This window comes from Lyngbya sp. PCC 8106, from assembly GCF_000169095.1.
Lineage (GTDB): Bacteria > Cyanobacteriota > Cyanobacteriia > Cyanobacteriales > Microcoleaceae > Capilliphycus.
The window spans coordinates 1-19,044 of sequence record NZ_AAVU01000020.1; the positions used below are offsets into that span (position 1 = coordinate 1).

Consider the following 19,044-nt stretch of genomic DNA (forward strand, 5'->3'; position numbering starts at 1 on the left):
ATAGAAGGAAACCCAATTGTTCGATATCTATTCTTCCTTTAAATCGAGGCTTACCGCTACGTTTTCCATTTTATCTCCCTTGATATAACGACTAAAAGCTAGATCGACTCGTTTGACCATATCTTGCAAAACATGAGCATGGATGTCTTTATACCAAGGTCGCTCTTGTTTTAATTGAACAAGGGATCTTTTTTGTTTATAGTATTCTGGTTGTTCTCTAGGTTCAGCAATACTACAAACTAAAGGACAAGAATTAACGTAATTTCTGTTGTTTTCCCACCAATCAAATCTATCAGCTAACAAATAATTGTACTGACACCTTAATTTTTCTAGCCAACTGTTGAGACGACAACGTTGTTCGTAATTAGGTTTTAAACGATATTGGTAAGAAATTATCATGGTAAACCTCGACCTGTTACAATGACTGTAACATAAAACAGGCACGGTGACAACATGAAAGATGATTTTGTCTCTAGCGGGAGAGCAATATCAGACTTAAAAGCCCACTTGGTTTTGACAACTAAGTATCGACGTAAAGTGTTTACAGGAGCTATAATAGAGCGACTTCAAACCATCATATGGGAACGCCGTAAATGGGATTGTCAGATGATTGAAGTTAATGGGGAAACAGACCACATTCATTTGCTTTTCCAATATTACCCACAATTAGAATTACCTAAGTTTGTAGGTAACTTAAAATCTATAACCAGTCGTCGTTTAAGAACTGAATTTCCAGAATTAGCTGATGTTTATAGAAAGTCAGTTTTATGGAATGAATCATATTTTATTGCTAGTTGCGGAGGTGTAACTGTTTCACAATTAAAAGAATATGTTGAGAATCAAAAAACTCCTAATTGACAAAATTTCGGACATCGAGTCCTTAATTTGTCGGGCTATCCTTCCCGACGTTCATCTTCGATAGAACGCGGGGCTGTCGCCATTAGCTCAACGGATTATTAGATGGGTGGGTGAACGAACTAAAAAGGCAAACAATAAAACAGCCGCCGATTATTTGGGTGATTCTCCCAGACGGTTCTATCAGTTTACGCCCCAGAACGTTTGGGTCACAGGTGAACGAATTCTCAGTAACGGTCAACTTGTTGATACCAAGATAATCTTAAATCTCAATCCTTAAGTTTCGGGGGCAAGATTTTTCTCAAAATGCGCCCAATGGTGGGTGTTGATTCATTATCATCTCTTTAATTTTACTCTCCAATTCGGAATTCTGAACGCAACTCTCCTCTAAACTGTAGAGTTTGGATGCACTGGACATCTAGAGTAGTCGGGATTACACCTATCTTTGAGCCATCTCTGATGTATTGCGATCGCCTAAACTCAATAGTTATGATTTTGAATATTCAAAATTTCACCATTCCTGAAAATGCGATCGCGGCTTTACCTCTAATACAGTTAATTAATTTCAGTTGGCACTTCATGGTAGTTTCTAAGCGCATTGTGCTAAAATAATGATTGGGTAAAAAAATTATTTGATTTTCGACAATAGGGTTTGAGCAAACTGCCTATATTGAATGATTTCTGATTGATTAAAAAAGATAAAATATTTTTGATCATTTGAGGAAACGGTAAGCCAAGTTTGTCTCTTTAAAATGTTCATAGCATTCAAAAGCATCAAAACAATATAAAGTCTATATAGATTCGGAAAAAAAACAAGGTTTACAAAGCAAACAAGTATCCAGGAAAATTTACCGGAAAATTCATTAAAACTCTGCCCGTTTATATTAATCGTTACGCCATTAATTTTAGAAAATGGTAAAACTGTTTCGCTAGATTCCTGATGTTTGTCTATTTGGACTTTAATAGAAAGACAATTCTCCCGCAACTGCATGGATGCTTTGCCTTTTGCTGCCGAGGGTAAATTGCAGATGTTTACTCCAGCTTGTCCACAGATTTCTGTTCTGTTCATAAAGGGATTACTCATTAGATTTTTGGCTATTTCTAGAAACAATAGTTTTTTATTAATGAATAGCTTTTTTTGTATAACGTTGTCAGCTAAAACTCAATAGTTTTTCGTCGTTAAAATATTGCAGCTTCTAGCCTGTTTCTGCAAAAGTTGTCACTCCGCCGCATCTTTGGCAATAAACAGCTTAAATTTACACACAGCAGTCGAGTGCCAGGTATCAAATTGCAGAAAAGTCGATGAAATTCTGAAAAATTAATGCAAAATTGGGGATTGACAAAAGCCTGAGTTGCTTATATATTACAGGCTATAAGCTTCGGTATCATATCAGAAGAATAAAAATGCGGATTAATCCCCATGTAAACTCGCTTGCAGCCGGACTTCCGTTGCTCACCAGTAATGTACCAGCGAAACCCAAAAGGGAGATGTCCCCGAGGGGCTGAGATATCAAAAGTTAATTCATTGTAATCGTATATTATCTCTTTGTTGTCTTGCCATCCCACCTGGTCGTAGAAATCATTCAAGACTCCGCCATCTTCATACACATTCCAAAGATAGTCTTCACCCAGTTTACCGCCACATTTTTCAAGATAAATTTCCCTCTGCACGCTGAACCCAAAACGCCCGTCGCTGTATTTTACCCAAAGTTGATCAATCATTTGCAGATTTGAACAGGGAAATTCTTTAAATTCATAAATATTCAGCCAACCTTCTTTCTCCCGCTTGGCTGCTTTTAGCATGACTTGAGCCGTTTCGTAATCTGCTTCTTTCCACTTCCCCAACCTGAGTAATTCCTCCAACTGTGAATAATCGACTTTCAGTACATCCGTATCGTTTATCATTAATTTTTCCTCTCGCAAGTAAATCAAACTTGTTCTAGATTTATATCTGAACCCGCCGCCGACTTTATGAAAACCGATTATTGCGTCCCAGATTCCTGTACAATTCAGCACAAGCTGCCTCAAGTTCTTATCAGTTAACGATAAATTGCATCATCCACCGTTACCCGAAAAAATTCTCCTTCTTCCTCAAAGCGATCACCGCCAAAATACCAACCAATCATCAAACGGGCGCTGGCGCTGATTAAGCTGTCACGAAGTACCAACAACCTAAAAGCAGTCATTTATAGTGACGTTGGAGCAATTATCCCAAGTTGAAACAGACCTACGACTATTCCTAATACTGCTAATAGTCCAGGAATTGCAGCTAGTGTGAAGTAAAAGCTGGTTTTGAACGCTAGTCCGATGGCACTCAACCAATCTAGACCCTCGAAAAATAGCGGTGCGAAGAAAATTGGAATAAAGTAGAATCCCATTAGCAAAGCGCAAATTATCCCTCTCCAAAACCATGCGGATGATTTGAAAAACCAGAGGTGAGTTTTCCAGATAATGAACCCTGTAATGAGCAATAGTAGAGCATTAAGAATGAGTTCAACCATGATTAGTTACTCGAATGAGAGAAGTGAATTCTGTTCCTATGTTCAACAATAAGCCGAATAACCTTAGATATCTACGGGAGAATTACGGATATTTGATAATTTTAAAAGCATCAAAAAATAGCTTGTTCTCCGTAGAATTACTGAACCGACTACTCAACCCCCGATAGGCTAAGGTTTTTATTGAGTTGAATAAATAATCACTTATTAAGGCTTCATTAATCTGACTGGGAGACTGAGACATAATTCCCCAGAGCATAAGCCCCGAGTTCATAGAGAGTCACCTGTACTTTAGGCTAGGTAAAAAACTAACCGATGGGCTAGTGCATTTTTAAAGCTTATCCAAGTATGGTTGTTTTATCACCTTTCAGTAAAATCAATTCTCTCAATTGTTGGGAGGTAGAATCACTGTTAGAAGTTTAGTATAAATTTATACACTTAATCCTAAAACCAAAAGGTATCTTGAAAAGTTAGAATTGCGGATAAATTTATCAGGGATAAATCTATGCACGAGAATCAAGTTTTCGCAGAAGGCAAAGCAGTCAAAAGCAATGAAGAAGGTTCGACTAATAAAACCTTTTTTGGGCTAGCAATATTTTTTAAAAAAACCAAAATTCATAGTTTTTTATTAATTGTTTTAATTCTTTCTAGTGTAATGGTTTTAAATGCTTGTCATCAAGAGTCTGATGATTCACCAGATTCAAATGATTGTAAAGAGAATGAGAAAACATGTTAATCACTTAAATAACATCAGGCATAAGTCTGAAATTTTTGTAGTGCAAGCGTCTCGCTTGCCGGATATCTGTAATCTAAATTAGTAACAGCTTAAAATGTCAGTAATTTCTTAAGACTGAAGTTTTCTTCTATAAATATACTCAAACACGCATAGAATTCTTATGTTATAATAGTTACGGCGATCAATGTCCGGGGAAATATACTCACGTATATCTAGACAGAAGAATTCTATTTTTTTATCTGGGGGAACTTTAGTCAAAAGAGTTTATTCTCTTTTTTTTGTAATTGAAAGCAATCAAAATACTCACTTAACCAGTCACAACTTTTTTCTAAAAGAGTATCAAGGTTATTCATTGTTTGTGCTGACTTTGCTAAGTCTTTCAGATCAAGTTTCCAAAGTTTGACGGTATTATCGCTAGCTGAGACAATCATCTGAACGTTAGGAGAAAAGGAAGCATCTCCCCAGTCTGCAAAGCTATTATCCTGGATACTTTTGAGTTGAGTTCCATCTAGACTCCAGATTTTGATAGTTTTATCGGCACTTGTAGAAGCAATGAATTGTCCATCTGGGCTAAAATTTCCACTCCATACCGAAGAATTATGTCCTTTAAGAGTTTTGATAAGAGTCCCGTCATTATTCCAAATTTTCAGTGTGTTGTCACTGCTAGCAGAAGTAAAAATAGGATCGTGCGGACTAGCACTGAGATTAAAAATATGTTCTTCGTGTCCAAATAGTGTTTTTAGTAACTGACCATTAAGGTTCCAAATTTTTATAATGCCATCACTACTAGCGGAGATAAGAGTCTTGCCATCAGAGCTGAAAATAGCATCATTAACTGATGTTTGATGTCCTTTGAATGTCACCAATAAGTGACCATTTAACTTCCAAAGCTTGATTGTTTCATCACTACTAGCAGAGGCAAAAGCCTGACCATCTTTGCTAAAACTAACACTATTAACATCCTTCTGATGTCCAGAAAAAGTTCTGAGTAAAGAACCATCCGTACTCCACAACTTAATTGTCCCATCCTCACTCGGAGAAGCAATCATCTGACCATTTGGGCTGAAAGCAATTTCCTTAACGGTTGTCCGATGTCCAGAAAAAGTTCTGAGTAAAGAACCATCCGTACTCCACAACTTAATTGTCCCATCCTTACTGGCAGAGGCAATTGTCTGACCTGTGGAGTCAAAAATAACAGTTGTTATCTGATTTTGATGTCCGATGTTTTTGTTCTCTCCCCCAAGAGTTTTGAGTAAAGGATTGTCATATTTCCAGAACCGAATTGTTTTATCTAAACTAGCCGATACAATTGTTTGGTTATCTGGGCTAAAACTAAGATTCGTAACTCTATCAGTATGTCCTTTTAGAGTTGTGAGTTGTGTTCCATCGCGATGCCAAAGAATAATTGTATTGTCAGAACTAGCAGAAGCCAAAGTTTGATCATCAAAGCTAAAATTTATACTCCAAATTGTATCTGTATGACCGGAAAGAGTTTTAAGGAGAGTACCATTACGATTCCATAATTTAACCGTACTGTCGGAACTTCCTGAAACAAGCATCTGACTATCTCGACTGAAAGTTAAGCTCGAAACCCAGTCTTGATGTCCATCCAGGACTTTGAGCAACTTACCATTAATATCCCACAATCTAATCTTGTTATCTGCACCCCCCGAAGCTAAAATTTCACCATCAGGACTAAAACTTACTTCATAGACAGCATCTTCATGTCCTTCTAATGTCTTGAGTAATTTACCATTTTGATTCCAAAGCTTAACCGTCTTATCATAGCTACTTGAGGCAATCATCTGATTATTAAAGCTAAAACTTATATCAGTAACTTCTTTACTATGTCCTGTAATTTTCTTGATAAAATTGCCGTCTGGAGTCCAAAGTATAATGGTGTTATCTTTACTTGCAGAAGCTAAAATTTCGCCATCAGGACTAAACTTTAATTTCACAATATTATCCTTATGTCCTTCTATAATCTTCAGGAGTTTGCCGTTTTTACTCCATAAAATCACACTATTATCTGCTCCTGTTGAAGCTATGGTTTGACCATCAGGACTCACAGTTACAATCCAACCCTCACTATTTAGTCGATTATATTCTTTTATATCACGAATTGTTTGCTGAATATATTCTTTAATCTGTGTTTTAAGTGCAAGAGGTGCTGGAGCCTTCTGCACTTTTTTCCCCGCTTGTACAATAGTTGTTAAAGCCTCAAGTTTATTATTGGAAAGTAATAACACTTTAAATTGAGAAGTTAACACTTTAATTTCTGCTAAGTTTAGATTATCATTAGCTTTTTTGAAGTAGAAAGCCGAGATTCCCCAAGATAAACTCAATATGGCGATTGTAATTCCTAAAATCAGAGAAGCCTTTTTTTTCGCTTTTTTTAAAATTTCATTAGCTTGTTTTTCTGCGGCTAACTTTGCTTCAAATGCGGCTTTAATTTCCTGTTTATCAAGTTGTTCACTTGCTGCAAGAAACTGGTAATCTTGGTTACTCAAGCTTTTTCCCGTTGCCCAATTTTTTGCCTCAACTAATGCTTCCCCTTTCAACAACCGGGACTCATCTTGGCGATTAGATTTCTCCCAAGCGTTCAAAGTTTCGGCGTAGGGTCGTAATTTAGCCAGTTGTTCTTCTACCCAGTTTAGGTTAAAAACAGCTTGATAAATAGGGTTATAAACTCGGAGTTTTCCCTGTGTTTTTAGCACCAATCCCGTGAGTTGCAAAGTCATTTGTTCGGAGCTATTATCGACAGAAATTTCCTGATCTTGTAGGATTTGTTGATAAAGTCCTAATAAACATCCAGTGCTTTTTCTGCTACAGTATAATAGTCGGTCACGTAGGGTTCGTAAATGTTCGGGAGTATCTTGAGATTCCCATTGATTGATAATTTTCTTCTGTACCAATTCCGCTACCCACTTCGCTTCATTTCCGAGCGTGATTTCGGATGAAGATTCCATAATAAGTTTACAAACTTTCTGCGTTAAGAAGGGTTGTCCGCTTGTCCAATACAGCACCTCTTCTAACACTGCTTGGGGATTCTGGCTTTTAGAAATAAACCCAGTTTTGAGCGGTTCTGCTTCGTTAAGTTGAAAGCCGCAGAGTTCTATGGCTTGACCAATATTAAAAGGTGTTCGCCGCTGATCTCGAATTAAATCTTCTGGTTTTGCGACACCTAATAAGCCAAAATTTAGACGTTTATAAATGGGTTCATCGGCGCGTTTATTGTAGAAGTCCCGAATCACGGCAAAAAAGTCATCAATATTAAACGGCAAGCTGATAATACTATCAATTTCGTCAATAAAAATAACAATATTTTGAGAGGCAAGTTGTAAAAGTTTATCGCTAAAAAATTTACTAAATTTGTGAATGATAGACAGAGAGTGAAGACTTTGCCACCAGTCTTCTAAATCAAAAATTTCATAAAGCTCTAGACTATCTATTATCTCATCAATTACACTTAAATACCACTGTTCCGGCGTAATATCAGACGTTCCTATTCCGGTAATATCTATCGACACGCAAGCAAACCCTTCGCTTTGGAGTCGCTGCATTGTTCTAACTCTTAAGCTAGATTTACCCATCTGACGGCAGTTGAAAACATAGCAGAATTCCCCCGCTTTTAGTTTTTGATAAAAGATTTCATCGGCTTGTCTTTTTACATAGGTTGGCGAGTCTGGAGGTAGACTTCCTCCTATTTGATAGTTAAAGTTAGATCGAGTTGGATAAGTCATTTTTCCTCAAGCTAATGTACTTTAATGTTACAGATAGGCTTCTAGTTTTGTAAAATTGTTTACCATATTCAATAAATTAATTGTCAAAAAGTTTTTGGAAGATAGTTAAACTAAGTAAAAAGTTATTAAGCTGTTCGACATTTAAACTGTAATATGTTTGTTCCCCGTCTTCTATTCTCTATTGACTTTCAGGAATGCTCGATACCCCAATCTAAATGCTTAACAGCTTATGGTATAGTGTTTGTTAAAATTTATTCTGAAGGCTCAATATTATCTTTATAATTGTATTCAGAGCGCAACCCCACCCCCACCACTAAAATCACTCGGTTGCCCTGTCTTTCTATCGTATGAACAACTCCTGTCAGATTGGACAAGTCTACATTCCCAATTTCATTTTGATTAACGCACGATTCCTGATTTTTTGCCATTTCTTTTAAAAGTTCCCCCGTCAATAACCCCTCGGTAGATTGTTCTTCAAACTTTGCTTTGGAAAATTCTTGAGTGTTTACGCAGATAAATTGCTGTTTGTATTTTTGCAATACCTCTAACTCAAACTTTGATGACACTTTTTGCTCCTTTAATAGTGCTAACTCATCGTTTGATGACACTCCTAAACGCTCCCGTATTGCACTTAGAGCTTTTTCGACGTTGATTGCGGTAACACTTGACATTATAGGTTTGCCTTTACTGTCAAACTTGGGTTCACCATTTTCATCTAGTAGTTGAAAATTATCTTGAGTTTTCCTAATCAAATCGGCTAATTCAGGAGCAGTGAGAGTGGAGTCCCAGCTCCACAACCAAGCGGCTAATCCAGCAACTTGAGGTGCAGCAGATGAGGTTCCACCACCTGTTTTACATTCTATCCTATTTCCGCTAGTCAAAGCAGGAAAACCTTTTTTACTAATATCGAGTGGGCAATTTGTTGTTGTTTCTCCAAATGCTCGGACAGCTAATTTCTGGTTAGAAATAATATTAGATGTGGGAGCATAATCGCCATTACCACAAGATGCTTTAAGTTCATCACTATCAGGATCTTGCTTTACTGAACATCCTTTCCCTGTTACATCTAGAGATTCTACAACTAGAACGTTTTTAAGAGGCGAAATCTTTCCTCTGTTCAAATCCTCTAGCAGACCTGCTGATGCCCACTTACCGTTATATTCACCTCTTAATAGTTCACGACGCTTCTTATTTTTCATCTTATTATCGTTTCCAGCAGATTGAACCAATAAAACTCTATTTTCTAAGTTTCGATCACGTATTTTATTTACTGAGCTTATGGCTTGACTCTTTCTTCTGTTTATTTTATCTTCTTCACTAGCTGATACGCTGTTTATTCCTCCGGAAAAATTCACAACGTGATTACCCTTCTTTTCTTTAAGTATCTGTAGAAGGTTATCCTCCCAGATCCGTTTGGCATTAAGAGCAAAAATTGGTGCATTTTGGCTGGGATACATTCCAATGATATTATTTCCATTTGACCGAGCTGCCATAATACCACTCACTAGAAAACCATGACTATTTTTTACTTTATCTGCTATATCTTCTAACTCATTTACAATCCAACGAGCTAGAAAACAATTATGGTTTTGTAGTCCATTTACAACTAAATAAACTCTACTGTAAAACATATTTTTAAAATAATCAATCCATCCTTTACAATTTGGCTTTTTTCTGATAAATAGGGGTATAGAACAATCACGTATTGTATCATGGGGAAAAATACTGCTAAAGAAGGCAATATTTTCGTGGTTTAGTTGGTCTTTTATAATGTCCTCCGTATTTTTAAAGATTTTATCAACACTTAATTTGGATGAATATGACAATTTTTTAGAGATCAATTGTTTAGAAGATTGGTATATAGAAAGCAATTGTTCATCGCCTTGAAATAAATCAAATGATTCTTTAACAGGTTGGTATATATTAAACAAGTTTTCATCATTGCTTTGGGGTAAATTCAACCATCTTTTGAACTGGTCTTGAATCCAATCAAAACCTTGTTTATAATTTTGAGCGATTACAAATCCCATCGATTGTCTATGAACTGGGTTGCGAAGATTAACATCCTGATTCATTGGCTCCGAGAAGTAATCTACTACAAAAAGATTGGGTGGATTAGAACCTAGTTGAATTGGTCTTTTATAATTTATATTATCATTTTCCAAGATCACGGCTTTCGTTACCTTTAAATATTGGGGAATAAATTCTTTAGGATAATTCTGGGCAGTACTGTTAGTCTGCAAATTTTGGGACGAGCTTTTAGATATAAGTTGATGAGATAAACCAAAAAGATTTCCTACTGCTTTAGAGAAAGGTGATAAAGTTTTTGATCTTGGTTCTGGAAATTCATTAATTGAACTTTGTGGAGCTTCGTCCATAATGACAGGGACAGTTGTAACAACAAATGGATAGTTTGATAAGATTTTCTCTACCCTATCTATCCCATTTAAGTCTCCTGTATTTGGAATTTCGAGCGTTACAACACTCACTCCTGGAGTAGAACTAATAATCTTTGCTCCCGTTGCTTTAATTGCAGCTTGAATTTCTTCAACTGTGGCATCATCAGAAAAAACAACTTCCAATTGATTTTGAACTACAACTAGCCCACTGGTATCACTGTCTGGACGAGTGTCTCTCTTCAGTTGGTCTTCTGTAACAGGATTAGGAATACGTTCAGGCAAGGCTTCCGATCCTTTAGTCTCTGACGCTGTTTGTCCCTTTAGAGACAACTCATCTTCTTCAGAAAAACCACGAACTTTTAAATTCTTTGAATTTAATGCCAGAAAAGCAAAGGTATTATCACCTGCATCTGGATAATTAATTTTACTTGTGAAAGAACCCACAACCCGTGAAACCTCACCTGTAATTCGATTTCCTCCAGGCCCCGCATTGTTTTTAAATTCTATGGGTTTTCCTCCACTCTTCAATCCTGGTACGGTAAACAACTGCACGGGTACAGAACTAAAACATCCTTCTGCTCCCTTCGCCTCATTGAGAGTGAACTGAGTAAAATCTTTATTGAATTGACCCCTAACGTCGTAATATCCCTGTTTGCATCCTGGCAAACTGCTCTCAATGATTCGGAGCGATCCATCCACTTCAATGGATGGTTTCGGTGGGCTGGATTGGATTTCTCTTAAAATTAGGGGTAAAGTCAAAGCAAATATGCAAGAAAAGATGGCAATTACTATGAAAACTTTTTTTCTTCTGGATGATCTATTTCTTTCGGACGATTCATTTCTTCTAAACATGGTTTTGGTGTTAGTTATATAGAGTTTTTTCTTATAGGTTGTACATGAAGGTGAGGCTCAGATTAACTGTTGATCGTCTTAGCATTTTCAATCTGATTAAGTGGATCTAATCCAATATCTAGTCGTCTGTTTTACTCCTGTATGGGGCGACCAGAACCCGTAACACTGAAGTTCAAAATTTGAGCTATAACTTCGTCTGTTCTACTTGCATTTTCAGGTTTTAGGGTGAACAGCATATTATCGCTATTACAAGCTTCTTGTTCGGTATCGACAGAACAAATAACAGTCAAACTGTTAACAGTGCCAATTGTCAGGAGTAGTTTTTGTAAACCTTCACTATTTGCAGTAACTTCAGAAGTTGATTCATTAGATAATGGTTGAGGTACAATCTTGCAGCTTATATTTTGTAAGCTTCCGCTTTTTGCTTTGACTGCTAAAGTTAATTTCCTAGACACAATGTCGCAGCGCTTTTCGGGTGGATATTGGGGACTAAAATAACTTGTACTCCAGGTAATGAGTGGGGCTGTTTCGTTGTTATCGTTTTGAGCAACTGTAGCGAATGTTTGCGAGATTGGAGTTTCAGGTGTCTCCGAAGCTTGATTATCATTTTCAGCAGGATTATTGTTTTCAATAGTTGTAGTCGGGGTTTGCGAAACTTGAGTTCGAGGTTTCCACAAAGCTTGTGTTGTCTTCGGGCCAACAATACCATCCGGCTTTAAACCCTGATATTTTTGAAAACGAATCACTGCCGCACGAGTTTTTCTCCCAAAAATCCCATCCACTGTTCCTGCGGAAAACCCCCAATTATTCAATTGTTGCTGAAGCTTTTTTACTTCCTCCCCTTGACTTCTATATTTGAGAAAGCAAGTTTTATAGGCTTCTAAAGCACTGCGGGTTTGCTTTCCAGCAATTCCATCGACTTGTAGCGCATGAATTCGTTGGAGTTGTTTCACCGCTTTTTCAGTGGTCTGTCCATAATAGCCCGTGCTGCGAAGATCCCCTGGAAAACAATAGGCTTGCTTGAGATCCTTCTGCAATGTAACGACATTTTGACTGTAATTTCCCCTTCTCAAGACTTCAGCCGTGATCACCGGATGTAACTCTATTAAAGGAGAGAGAATCAAAATCAAAATTAGTAAACCGGGAACAGAGGAAAGCTCAATACTCGGAACCTCTGACTGTTCTTCCCAGGCTAACCAAATATAGATGCACGATAGAGTATCCATTGGATTTCCCCCTGCTTGTATTCTTTGTTATCTTCAGAATATTTAGATTAACTGCACCCAAGCAAATAGCAAGTTCTCCAGCTTTAATCTCCGTCAGTCTTGAGTTTGAGCAATTTGGGAAGTGATTTGACTTCGGGGATTCCCCGAACTTTTCACCCAATTTTTATGAATTTTTCAAGCATTAGCAATTTTCAAGATATTTGGACATTTATCGACCTGTCTGCAAAGTTAATTTCCCACAGTAAAACCAGACTACAGAGAGATATCCAAGAAACGTACTAACCAATGGGTTAGTTTTTTACCTAACCCAAAGTACAGGTTGCCGATTTAATCATTACAAATTGAAGGTGAGTCCAACAGAACCGACTCGGAGGCTGGACTTGATTAGAGCGTCATGGAGAGGGAATTGCCAAGTCAAATCACGGGGTTGCCCTTGGGGTCATATCTTCTCTAGCCAATATCATTCTCAACTCTCAGTAATTTCACGGAGAACGATGAACTTTTTAATTTTCAAAAGTTCCGTAATTTCCACGTAGATTTTTAAGGTTGTCTGGGTTTATATTAAAAACAAGATGAAAAACAAACCATCTGAATTGCCACCAACAGTTTACTCAAACCTTAAACAATATAGTAGTTTTTAACTGAAAGTCATGCTCTCTCTTTAACTCGGCTGAAACTCCTTAATTAGCAGTAACCATTTTGTAACCCCTGGCTTGATTGGTCAGGGTTTTTTTATGAGCCGTTACAGTTTTTAAAATCCGCATATTCCCTGATGTGGCTGGCTTCCAATTGGGCGTAATCTAGAAGTATGAATCAATCTTTTATTGTTTTAAAAATCAATTAAGGGAGCAACTATGGCGTTAATGGTTCCAGATTGTACGCCTTCAAAAGCCAGTAGTGGAGAGAAGCGATTATTTCAAACTCTCAGAGATGAATTACCCGATGATTGTTATGTATATTACGAACCCAACGTTAAAGGTTTGTATCCCGATTTCATTATTTGGGGGCCAACACTGGGACTATTAATTCTTGAGGTGAAAGGTTGGAGTGCGAGTCAGATTTTACGGGCTAGTGACCAAAACTTTGAAATTGAACAACCCGGCGGACAGATTGAACTCCAACAGTCCCCACTGAGGCAGGGGAAGGGTTATCAAGACGCTCTGATGAACAAGCTCAAAGGTTATTCAATTCTCTGTCAGGATGATGGAGATTATCAAGGAAAGCTGGCGTTTCCTATTGGCGTTGGGGCGATAATGACCAGCAATTACAGCAGCCGTCACCCCGGAGTTCGGTTAATTACTGTTAAGTCAGCACTCGGTTTGGAGTTCAAAGCCGTGATTGTTCTTTGGGTTCAACAGTTCGGTGTTGGTGATGAAGCTGAAGCCAGACGGGAACTTTACGTTTCAATGACTCGCGCCCAGGATGTGCTGTGTTTGTTCGGGTCGGGGCGGTTTCCTGTTCTGCGGGAATTAGAAGACAGTGATGGTTTTGATGTTGCTAGTTGAAGTTTTCCACAACAATTCCAGACCAGATGGCTGGATTTTCATAAAAGTCATGGATTGAGTTGATGTAGAAATAAGCACACCTTTTGTTAGCCATTCTCGAAAAACTTAAAATTTGTTAAATTATGGACTCTCAACTATTTCTTCTAATTATTGGTATTCTAATTTTAATAATTTTCGGATTGGTTATCTGGAAAAATCACCTTCGGTTTTACAAATCAACTGGGTGGTTTTGGAGAGGGGTAATTTGCTTTGTACTGATACACTTCTACTTTATTCCAGTTTTGTTCGCTCCGCTATTTTTCCAAAATCTGAATTGTTCGGGTGCTATCGGATTAGCGTTCAAAACGCATTTTTACCTGATATATGCTGGAATGATAACATCATTAATAATAGTTGGAGTGATTGTTACCCTAACCTTTATAATGAATCTAATATCGATGGCTTTTTGACGATAAAACAACTCTATTGTTATCGAATAATTCTCTAGAACAACCTACCCAAACGGCTTCCCCCACCATTTCCAACACTCTTTATTAAATGGCGACTTCCACCGTTGAATTAACTTCTGTTCTAACTGTTGCCGTGCCTTCCTATCAATCGGAGTATCCCACCAAAAGCCGATTCCCACAAAGGTTTTAATCTGATATTGGTAGTTTAGAGCCAGATAATTCTCAATATATTCTCGACAGTCGTGAACTCCTGGCCAACGTTCCTTCGGGGTTTGTTTGGTTTCCCCAACGTATAGCAGCAAGGGCAAGGTATTATCTATGACGAAATAGAGACAAGTGCGATTGCCATCATCGGGTCTGGTGAAAAATTCTGGATGCTCAAGTCTCAGGGTAAACGGGTTAATTTGTTCGGGGTCGCAGTGATTGGGCTTGAGGTCAAACAAACTCATTTGTTGAGGCGGTGGACTGTTGAGAACGGTTTGCTGATGGTCAAATATCCAACAACTTTCGGTGAAGGATAAATTATTAGTTGCCTGTCAAATTGTGCAAGCCAAACTGAAGAATTCTCGAACCCTTTTGCAACGTCAATATCGCCGTAAACCTTCTGAAATTCTTGATTTAGCGATTAAGAGTTTAAATTACTTGACAGAGAAGGCAAGAAACTCCGAAACTTGGGAACGATTGATGGGCTTAGAAGGAGCGGGAGCGGCTGTGTATTTTAAGGCCTTTGGAACTTCTATCAGCAATTCAGAATTTGTATTCACCGAACGCTCTAAACGTCCACCCGGAAATCCGACCAACGCTTTATTAAGTTTTGGGTATCAAGTCCTATGGAATCACATCTATAGTTTGATTGAACTTCAGGGACTCGATCCTTACTTTGGGTGTTTGCATCAAGCTAGTGAACGCCATGCAGCTTTGGCTTCGGATTTGATAGAAGAATTTCGCGCACCGATTGTTGATTCTCTTGTGTTGTATTTGATTAACCGAAAAATAGTTAATGCTGAAGCCGATTTTGAATATCGCAACGGTGGCTGTTATCTCAATAATTCAGGACGAGTCAAATATTTAAAGGCTTTTGTATTGCGGATGGAAGAAAAAGTGTCTAGTAATTCGGGAGATTCTCAACCTCGTTGGGATTTAATTAACCAACAAGTTAAAGTCTTTAAGCGGTTTGTTTATGATTCGGCTAATCAATATCAACCTTACCTGAACCGTTAAATTATGCTGTATGTTGTAGCTTATGACATTCCCAGTAACCAACGCCGAAGACGGGTTTCTAATCTGCTCGAAGGTTATGGAAAGCGAGTTCAATACTCGGTTTTTGAATGCGTTCTAACTCCCCATAAATACAATGAGTTGCGAAAACGGATGAAACTTCGGGTGAATTTGCAGGAAGACCGCATTCGCTTCTATCCCCTGTCTGGACACACTTGGAATCAAGTTGAAGCTTGGGGCGTAGGTCAACCTGTTGCTGAAGCTCCCCGTTCAATAATTGTTTAGCGAGGCTCAGGAAAAATGGCTGTATTGACGAGATTTCGTTGGGAGCCTCGATAGTATACTCCGTATTAGTTTCAGCGATTTTATCCCGTTCGGGTGAGACAAAAATTGGCTCGATTTTGGTGAGCCTCGCAAACCTCCTCTAGACATCCGACTGGATAAGGGTTTTAATAGAGAGGAGTCCCTACTCGCTAGGGAAACTAATTGAATGGAAACCTCTATGACTATTGCGACGACTGCGCTTTTGTTATGAAGTCCCTACTCGCTAGGGAAACTAATTGAATGGAAACTTGTGGCAAACTATTAAAGTTTGGTACTGGATTAAAGGAGAATAGAGGTCCCTACTCGCTAGGGAAACTAATTGAATGGAAACGAACATATTCGGGTAGAAGTTTAGACTGCAACACTGAGTGTCCCTACTCGCTAGGGAAACTAATTGAATGGAAACTCACCCTTGAGTTCACAGATTTGTGTCGCTCGCTCAGATGTCCCTACTCGCTAGGGAAACTAATTGAATGGAAACAAAGAACTGAAAAAAGATCCTTTTTAACTGTTTGAAGTCCCTACTCGCTAGGGAAACTAATTGAATGGAAACTGCTGTTTTAGCTTTAGTTGATACGCTGTCTTGGCAGTCGTGTCCCTACTCGCTAGGGAAACTAATTGAATGGAAACTCAACGTACAACGCATCGACAGTATTGCGAACTTTACCCCGCGTCCCTACTCGCTAGGGAAACTAATTGAATGGAAACCTCGTTGTCTTCTTTAACAATAAATCCTAAGTCTACGTCCCTACTCGCTAGGGAAACTAATTGAATGGAAACTTGGTTAAAGGGTATTTTGCTGGGCAGTTTGAGGATGGGCTTGTCCCTACTCGCTAGGGAAACTAATTGAATGGAAACTTATCGGGTAAAGGCTAGCCCTCTTTCCTGACCTTGATATTTAGGTCCCTACTCGCTAGGGAAACTAATTGAATGGAAACTAATGTTTTTTGTTGTTTATCGCCTGTAATATTACAATATGTCCCTACTCGCTAGGGAAACTAATTGAATGGAAACTATTATCCTTGTGTCGAAATAAGGACGGCTAACTCTCTAGTCCCTACTCGCTAGGGAAACTAATTGAATGGAAACAAGTCTCTAAGAGACTGGATATCGTCATTGCAGTTGTAGTGAGTCCCTACTCGCTAGGGAAACTAATTGAATGGAAACAGCCTCTAGGGTGTTACTTACACACTGTAAGAGAGACCGTCCCTACTCGCTAGGGAAACTAATTGAATGGAAACTTATGTCTGATCCTTTCCTGTATTGCTCTATAAACTCAGTCCCTACTCGCTAGGGAAACTAATTGAATGGAAACAGGTCTGATGTAAACCGACCGTCCCAGTCAAAATAGCTCCCTACTCGCTAGGGAAACTAATTGAATGGAAACACTACTTATAAATTTGAGAAATTAGGAAATTATTTAAAGCTCCCTACTCGCTAGGGAAACTAATTGAATGGAAACCATCCACACCTGTTCGTGTAGATTTTGAATCAGGGCTCCCTACTCGCTAGGGAAACTAATTGAATGGAAACGGTACTGTGAATATATTTATAATGAAGATCCTTTAAGTCTCCCTACTCGCTAGGGAAACTAATTGAATGGAAACTGCAAACCAAAGGAAAGAGAAAACAGGCGTACAGCGCTCCCTACTCGCTAGGGAAACTAATTGAATGGAAACGTTTAAATAACAGTCGTCTAGTTCAGCTAAAAATTGCTCCCTACTCGCTAGGGAAACTAATTGAATGGAAACAAGAAAACTCAAATGGTGAGCAAGTATTGCCTTCAGCATCTCCCTACTCGCTAGGGAAACTAATTGAATGGAAACATAATGATAGGAAGGAGAATGATTTTCCTCGGCGGATTCTCCCTACTCGCTAGGGAAATTAATTGAATGGAAACTGTTGTTTGCAGAATTATCAAACATAATTTTCTCCTTCTCCCTACTCGCTAGGGAAATTAATTGAATGGAAACTTACCTAAAATAAATCCTAATTGGGTTAGTTCAGTTAACTCCCTACTCGCTAGGGAAATTAATTGAATGGAAACTATGCTTTCCATTATTGTTGATCGAGAACTCTTAAAGTTTTGCTCCCTACTCGCTAGGGAAATTAATTGAATGGAAACTAAATAGATGGAAGGATTACCCCTGACAGATTTATCTCCCTACTCGCTAGGGAAATTAATTGAATGGAAACTTCTAGATAGAAAAGCGCAGATCGTCCGTTTGTATCTCCCTACTCGCTAGGTAAATTAATTGCTAACAGAAGTTTGATAACGTTCAAGCAACTTAAGAGCGGATTCCAAATGTTGTGTTGCCAAAAATGCAGGAGCAATCACCTGTACAGACTCCATATAACCTTTTATCCAGAGTAGAAATTCGTTATGAGAGCGGGGTGGAAGTTTAACGTAATAATCAACACACTGAAGATTTCCCTGCTCATCTTTTTGAGGAGCAAGTTCTTGTTTCGCATGGCGGCGACTGCCTTCAAGAATAATCTTTGCAACTGGCTGAAAAAACCGGACATGAATTAAAGTTAATTGCAAACGTCCGCACAGTTCATCTTTTTGTTCTTTGGTATCTCCCAGGTACAAACCCCAACCATTATTAAGTAGTTTGTGGGCATCGGCGAGGCGTTGGCGTTGGATAGAAAGAGAGCGCCGGGGAGTATCAAGAACCCGACAATATTCTCCAAAGCGGTCAATTCTTCCCATAGCCAGATGATGCCTTTGACAATCTTCGTAAAGCAGATACCAAGCACTGTTATAAAAGACAAGCTGCAATGGCCATAGTTGTTCCATTCCGACCCGTTCGTGACCATAGACATCGTAGCGACGCGAGAGTTCAATGGCAGTACCTCCCAGGATGGCTTGCTCCACGATATCAAGGTGGTGAAATAACGTTTCTTCTCGTTGTCCTTGCTCTACCATTTCTTCCGGGTCAGTAAACATGATCGCCCGATTTAGCTGCTGACGAACCGGATAAAACAGTTCCCCGCCGAGGTCATCATCCAAACCCCGCAGGCGTTTTTCGAGAATTTGGTAAACTTGTTTGGCTTGCGAATCACTGAGATAACTAGCTTGGGAGGCAATAGCCTGTAGGGCTAACCGAAGTTGTTTTTGGTCGAGGACAGCCAAACCGAGATAATATCCCCAACGGTACATCCTTGGCTGAAGTAAACCGTAACGACGCAGGGTTTGTAGGTCTTTCCGTAAGTTAGAGGTGGAGGGATACCCTTCA

At 38.7% G+C, this 19,044-nt stretch carries 16 protein-coding genes, 1 pseudogene and 1 CRISPR repeat array; of the genes and pseudogenes, 7 read left to right on the top strand and 10 right to left on the bottom strand.

Features of this window, described 5'->3' with window-relative positions; all coding sequences use genetic code 11:
• Nucleotides 1–27: 27 nt before the first annotated feature.
• Nucleotides 28–399: a helix-turn-helix domain-containing protein gene (locus L8106_RS14575; protein WP_009785098.1), complete on the bottom strand. Its 372-nt coding sequence runs from the start codon at nucleotides 397–399 to the stop codon at nucleotides 28–30.
• Between the two features lie 54 nt (nucleotides 400–453).
• Between L8106_RS14575 and tnpA the strand changes: the two genes are divergently transcribed.
• The 3 genes from tnpA to L8106_RS32200 all read left to right on the top strand — a co-directional run bounded on the left by tnpA (nucleotide 454) and on the right by L8106_RS32200 (nucleotide 1,467).
• Nucleotides 454–858, top strand: a complete 405-nt coding sequence (tnpA, locus tag L8106_RS14580; protein WP_009782306.1) for an IS200/IS605 family transposase — start codon at nucleotides 454–456, stop codon at nucleotides 856–858.
• A 106-nt stretch (nucleotides 859–964) separates the two neighbouring features.
• Nucleotides 965–1,135 carry a hypothetical protein gene (locus tag L8106_RS30565; protein ID WP_009785099.1) on the top strand — a complete coding sequence of 57 codons (171 nt, stop codon included), beginning with the start codon at nucleotides 965–967 and terminating at the stop codon, nucleotides 1,133–1,135.
• 125 nt (nucleotides 1,136–1,260) lie between these two features.
• Nucleotides 1,261–1,467, top strand: a complete 207-nt coding sequence (locus L8106_RS32200; RefSeq protein ID WP_156803681.1) for a hypothetical protein — start codon at nucleotides 1,261–1,263, stop codon at nucleotides 1,465–1,467.
• A gap of 16 nt (nucleotides 1,468–1,483) precedes the next feature.
• Here L8106_RS32200 and L8106_RS14590 read toward each other — a convergent pair whose 3' ends face one another.
• From L8106_RS14590 to L8106_RS32210, 4 genes are all read right to left on the bottom strand, one after another.
• Nucleotides 1,484–1,924: a hypothetical protein gene (locus tag L8106_RS14590; RefSeq protein WP_009785100.1), complete on the bottom strand. Its 441-nt coding sequence runs from the start codon at nucleotides 1,922–1,924 to the stop codon at nucleotides 1,484–1,486.
• 287 nt (nucleotides 1,925–2,211) lie between these two features.
• Nucleotides 2,212–2,760, bottom strand: coding sequence for a GUN4 domain-containing protein (locus L8106_RS14595; RefSeq protein WP_009785101.1), 549 nt, complete (start codon nucleotides 2,758–2,760; stop codon nucleotides 2,212–2,214).
• 134 nt (nucleotides 2,761–2,894) lie between these two features.
• Entirely contained in the window at nucleotides 2,895–3,041 is a 147-nt protein-coding gene (locus L8106_RS32205) for a hypothetical protein (RefSeq protein WP_009785102.1), read from the bottom strand.
• Nucleotides 3,042–3,438: 397 nt separating this feature from the next.
• Complete coding sequence (locus tag L8106_RS32210) at nucleotides 3,439–3,627, bottom strand: hypothetical protein (RefSeq protein WP_009785104.1); 189 nt, start codon at nucleotides 3,625–3,627, stop codon at nucleotides 3,439–3,441.
• Nucleotides 3,628–3,858: 231 nt separating this feature from the next.
• Here L8106_RS32210 and L8106_RS14605 point away from each other — a divergent pair, with 231 nt between their 5' ends.
• Complete coding sequence (locus L8106_RS14605; protein ID WP_009785105.1) at nucleotides 3,859–4,089, top strand: hypothetical protein; 231 nt, start codon at nucleotides 3,859–3,861, stop codon at nucleotides 4,087–4,089.
• Nucleotides 4,090–4,343: 254 nt separating this feature from the next.
• On the opposite strand, the gene L8106_RS14610 is transcribed toward L8106_RS14605, so the two are convergent.
• The 3 genes from L8106_RS14610 to L8106_RS29630 all read right to left on the bottom strand — a co-directional run bounded on the left by L8106_RS14610 (nucleotide 4,344) and on the right by L8106_RS29630 (nucleotide 12,309).
• Nucleotides 4,344–7,832, bottom strand: coding sequence for an AAA-like domain-containing protein (locus tag L8106_RS14610; protein WP_009785106.1), 3,489 nt, complete (start codon nucleotides 7,830–7,832; stop codon nucleotides 4,344–4,346).
• 251 nt (nucleotides 7,833–8,083) lie between these two features.
• Complete coding sequence (locus L8106_RS14615) at nucleotides 8,084–11,083, bottom strand: S8 family serine peptidase (protein WP_083798414.1); 3,000 nt, start codon at nucleotides 11,081–11,083, stop codon at nucleotides 8,084–8,086.
• Between the two features lie 131 nt (nucleotides 11,084–11,214).
• Nucleotides 11,215–12,309, bottom strand: a complete 1,095-nt coding sequence (locus L8106_RS29630; RefSeq protein ID WP_009785109.1) for a peptidoglycan-binding protein — start codon at nucleotides 12,307–12,309, stop codon at nucleotides 11,215–11,217.
• An 854-nt stretch (nucleotides 12,310–13,163) separates the two neighbouring features.
• On the opposite strand from L8106_RS29630, the gene L8106_RS14630 reads away from it, so the two are divergent.
• Nucleotides 13,164–13,814 (top strand): nuclease-related domain-containing protein, encoded by a 651-nt coding sequence (locus L8106_RS14630; RefSeq protein ID WP_009785110.1) that lies wholly within the window; start codon nucleotides 13,164–13,166, stop codon nucleotides 13,812–13,814.
• Nucleotides 13,815–14,307: 493 nt separating this feature from the next.
• On the opposite strand, the gene L8106_RS14640 is transcribed toward L8106_RS14630, so the two are convergent.
• Entirely contained in the window at nucleotides 14,308–14,712 is a 405-nt protein-coding gene (locus L8106_RS14640) for a GIY-YIG nuclease family protein (RefSeq protein ID WP_009785112.1), read from the bottom strand.
• 61 nt (nucleotides 14,713–14,773) lie between these two features.
• Here L8106_RS14640 and cas1 point away from each other — a divergent pair, with 61 nt between their 5' ends.
• Nucleotides 14,774–15,484 (top strand): CRISPR-associated endonuclease Cas1, encoded by a 711-nt coding sequence (gene cas1 / locus L8106_RS14645; RefSeq protein WP_009785113.1) that lies wholly within the window; start codon nucleotides 14,774–14,776, stop codon nucleotides 15,482–15,484.
• Between the two features lie 3 nt (nucleotides 15,485–15,487).
• Nucleotides 15,488–15,766 (top strand): CRISPR-associated endonuclease Cas2, encoded by a 279-nt coding sequence (cas2, locus tag L8106_RS14650; protein WP_009785114.1) that lies wholly within the window; start codon nucleotides 15,488–15,490, stop codon nucleotides 15,764–15,766.
• A 178-nt stretch (nucleotides 15,767–15,944) separates the two neighbouring features.
• Nucleotides 15,945–18,072: a CRISPR direct-repeat array (repeat unit 35 nt; unit sequence TCCCTACTCGCTAGGGAAACTAATTGAATGGAAAC).
• Between the two features lie 29 nt (nucleotides 18,073–18,101).
• Here cas2 and L8106_RS34460 read toward each other — a convergent pair.
• Nucleotides 18,102–18,968 (bottom strand): annotated as a pseudogene (locus tag L8106_RS34460) (helix-turn-helix transcriptional regulator); the annotation flags it as partial.
• Nucleotides 18,969–19,044 lie beyond the last annotated feature (76 nt).

Bases quoted from the DNA above. Each gene is read 5' to 3' on its own strand.
- L8106_RS14575 (WP_009785098.1), bottom strand. From the start codon at position 399: ATGATAATTTCTTACCAATATCGTTTAAAACCTAATTACGAACAACGT.
- tnpA (WP_009782306.1), top strand. From the start codon at position 454: ATGAAAGATGATTTTGTCTCTAGCGGGAGAGCAATATCAGACTTAAAA.
- L8106_RS32200 (WP_156803681.1), top strand. From the start codon at position 1,261: ATGCACTGGACATCTAGAGTAGTCGGGATTACACCTATCTTTGAGCCA.
- L8106_RS14590 (WP_009785100.1), bottom strand. From the start codon at position 1,924: ATGAACAGAACAGAAATCTGTGGACAAGCTGGAGTAAACATCTGCAAT.
- L8106_RS14595 (WP_009785101.1), bottom strand. From the start codon at position 2,760: ATGATAAACGATACGGATGTACTGAAAGTCGATTATTCACAGTTGGAG.
- L8106_RS32205 (WP_009785102.1), bottom strand. From the start codon at position 3,041: ATGACTGCTTTTAGGTTGTTGGTACTTCGTGACAGCTTAATCAGCGCC.
- L8106_RS32210 (WP_009785104.1), bottom strand. From the start codon at position 3,627: ATGAACTCGGGGCTTATGCTCTGGGGAATTATGTCTCAGTCTCCCAGT.
- L8106_RS14605 (WP_009785105.1), top strand. From the start codon at position 3,859: ATGCACGAGAATCAAGTTTTCGCAGAAGGCAAAGCAGTCAAAAGCAAT.
- L8106_RS14610 (WP_009785106.1), bottom strand. From the start codon at position 7,832: ATGACTTATCCAACTCGATCTAACTTTAACTATCAAATAGGAGGAAGT.
- L8106_RS14615 (WP_083798414.1), bottom strand. From the start codon at position 11,083: ATGTTTAGAAGAAATGAATCGTCCGAAAGAAATAGATCATCCAGAAGA.
- L8106_RS29630 (WP_009785109.1), bottom strand. From the start codon at position 12,309: ATGGATACTCTATCGTGCATCTATATTTGGTTAGCCTGGGAAGAACAG.
- L8106_RS14630 (WP_009785110.1), top strand. From the start codon at position 13,164: ATGGCGTTAATGGTTCCAGATTGTACGCCTTCAAAAGCCAGTAGTGGA.
- L8106_RS14640 (WP_009785112.1), bottom strand. From the start codon at position 14,712: ATGAGTTTGTTTGACCTCAAGCCCAATCACTGCGACCCCGAACAAATT.
- cas2 (WP_009785114.1), top strand. From the start codon at position 15,488: ATGCTGTATGTTGTAGCTTATGACATTCCCAGTAACCAACGCCGAAGA.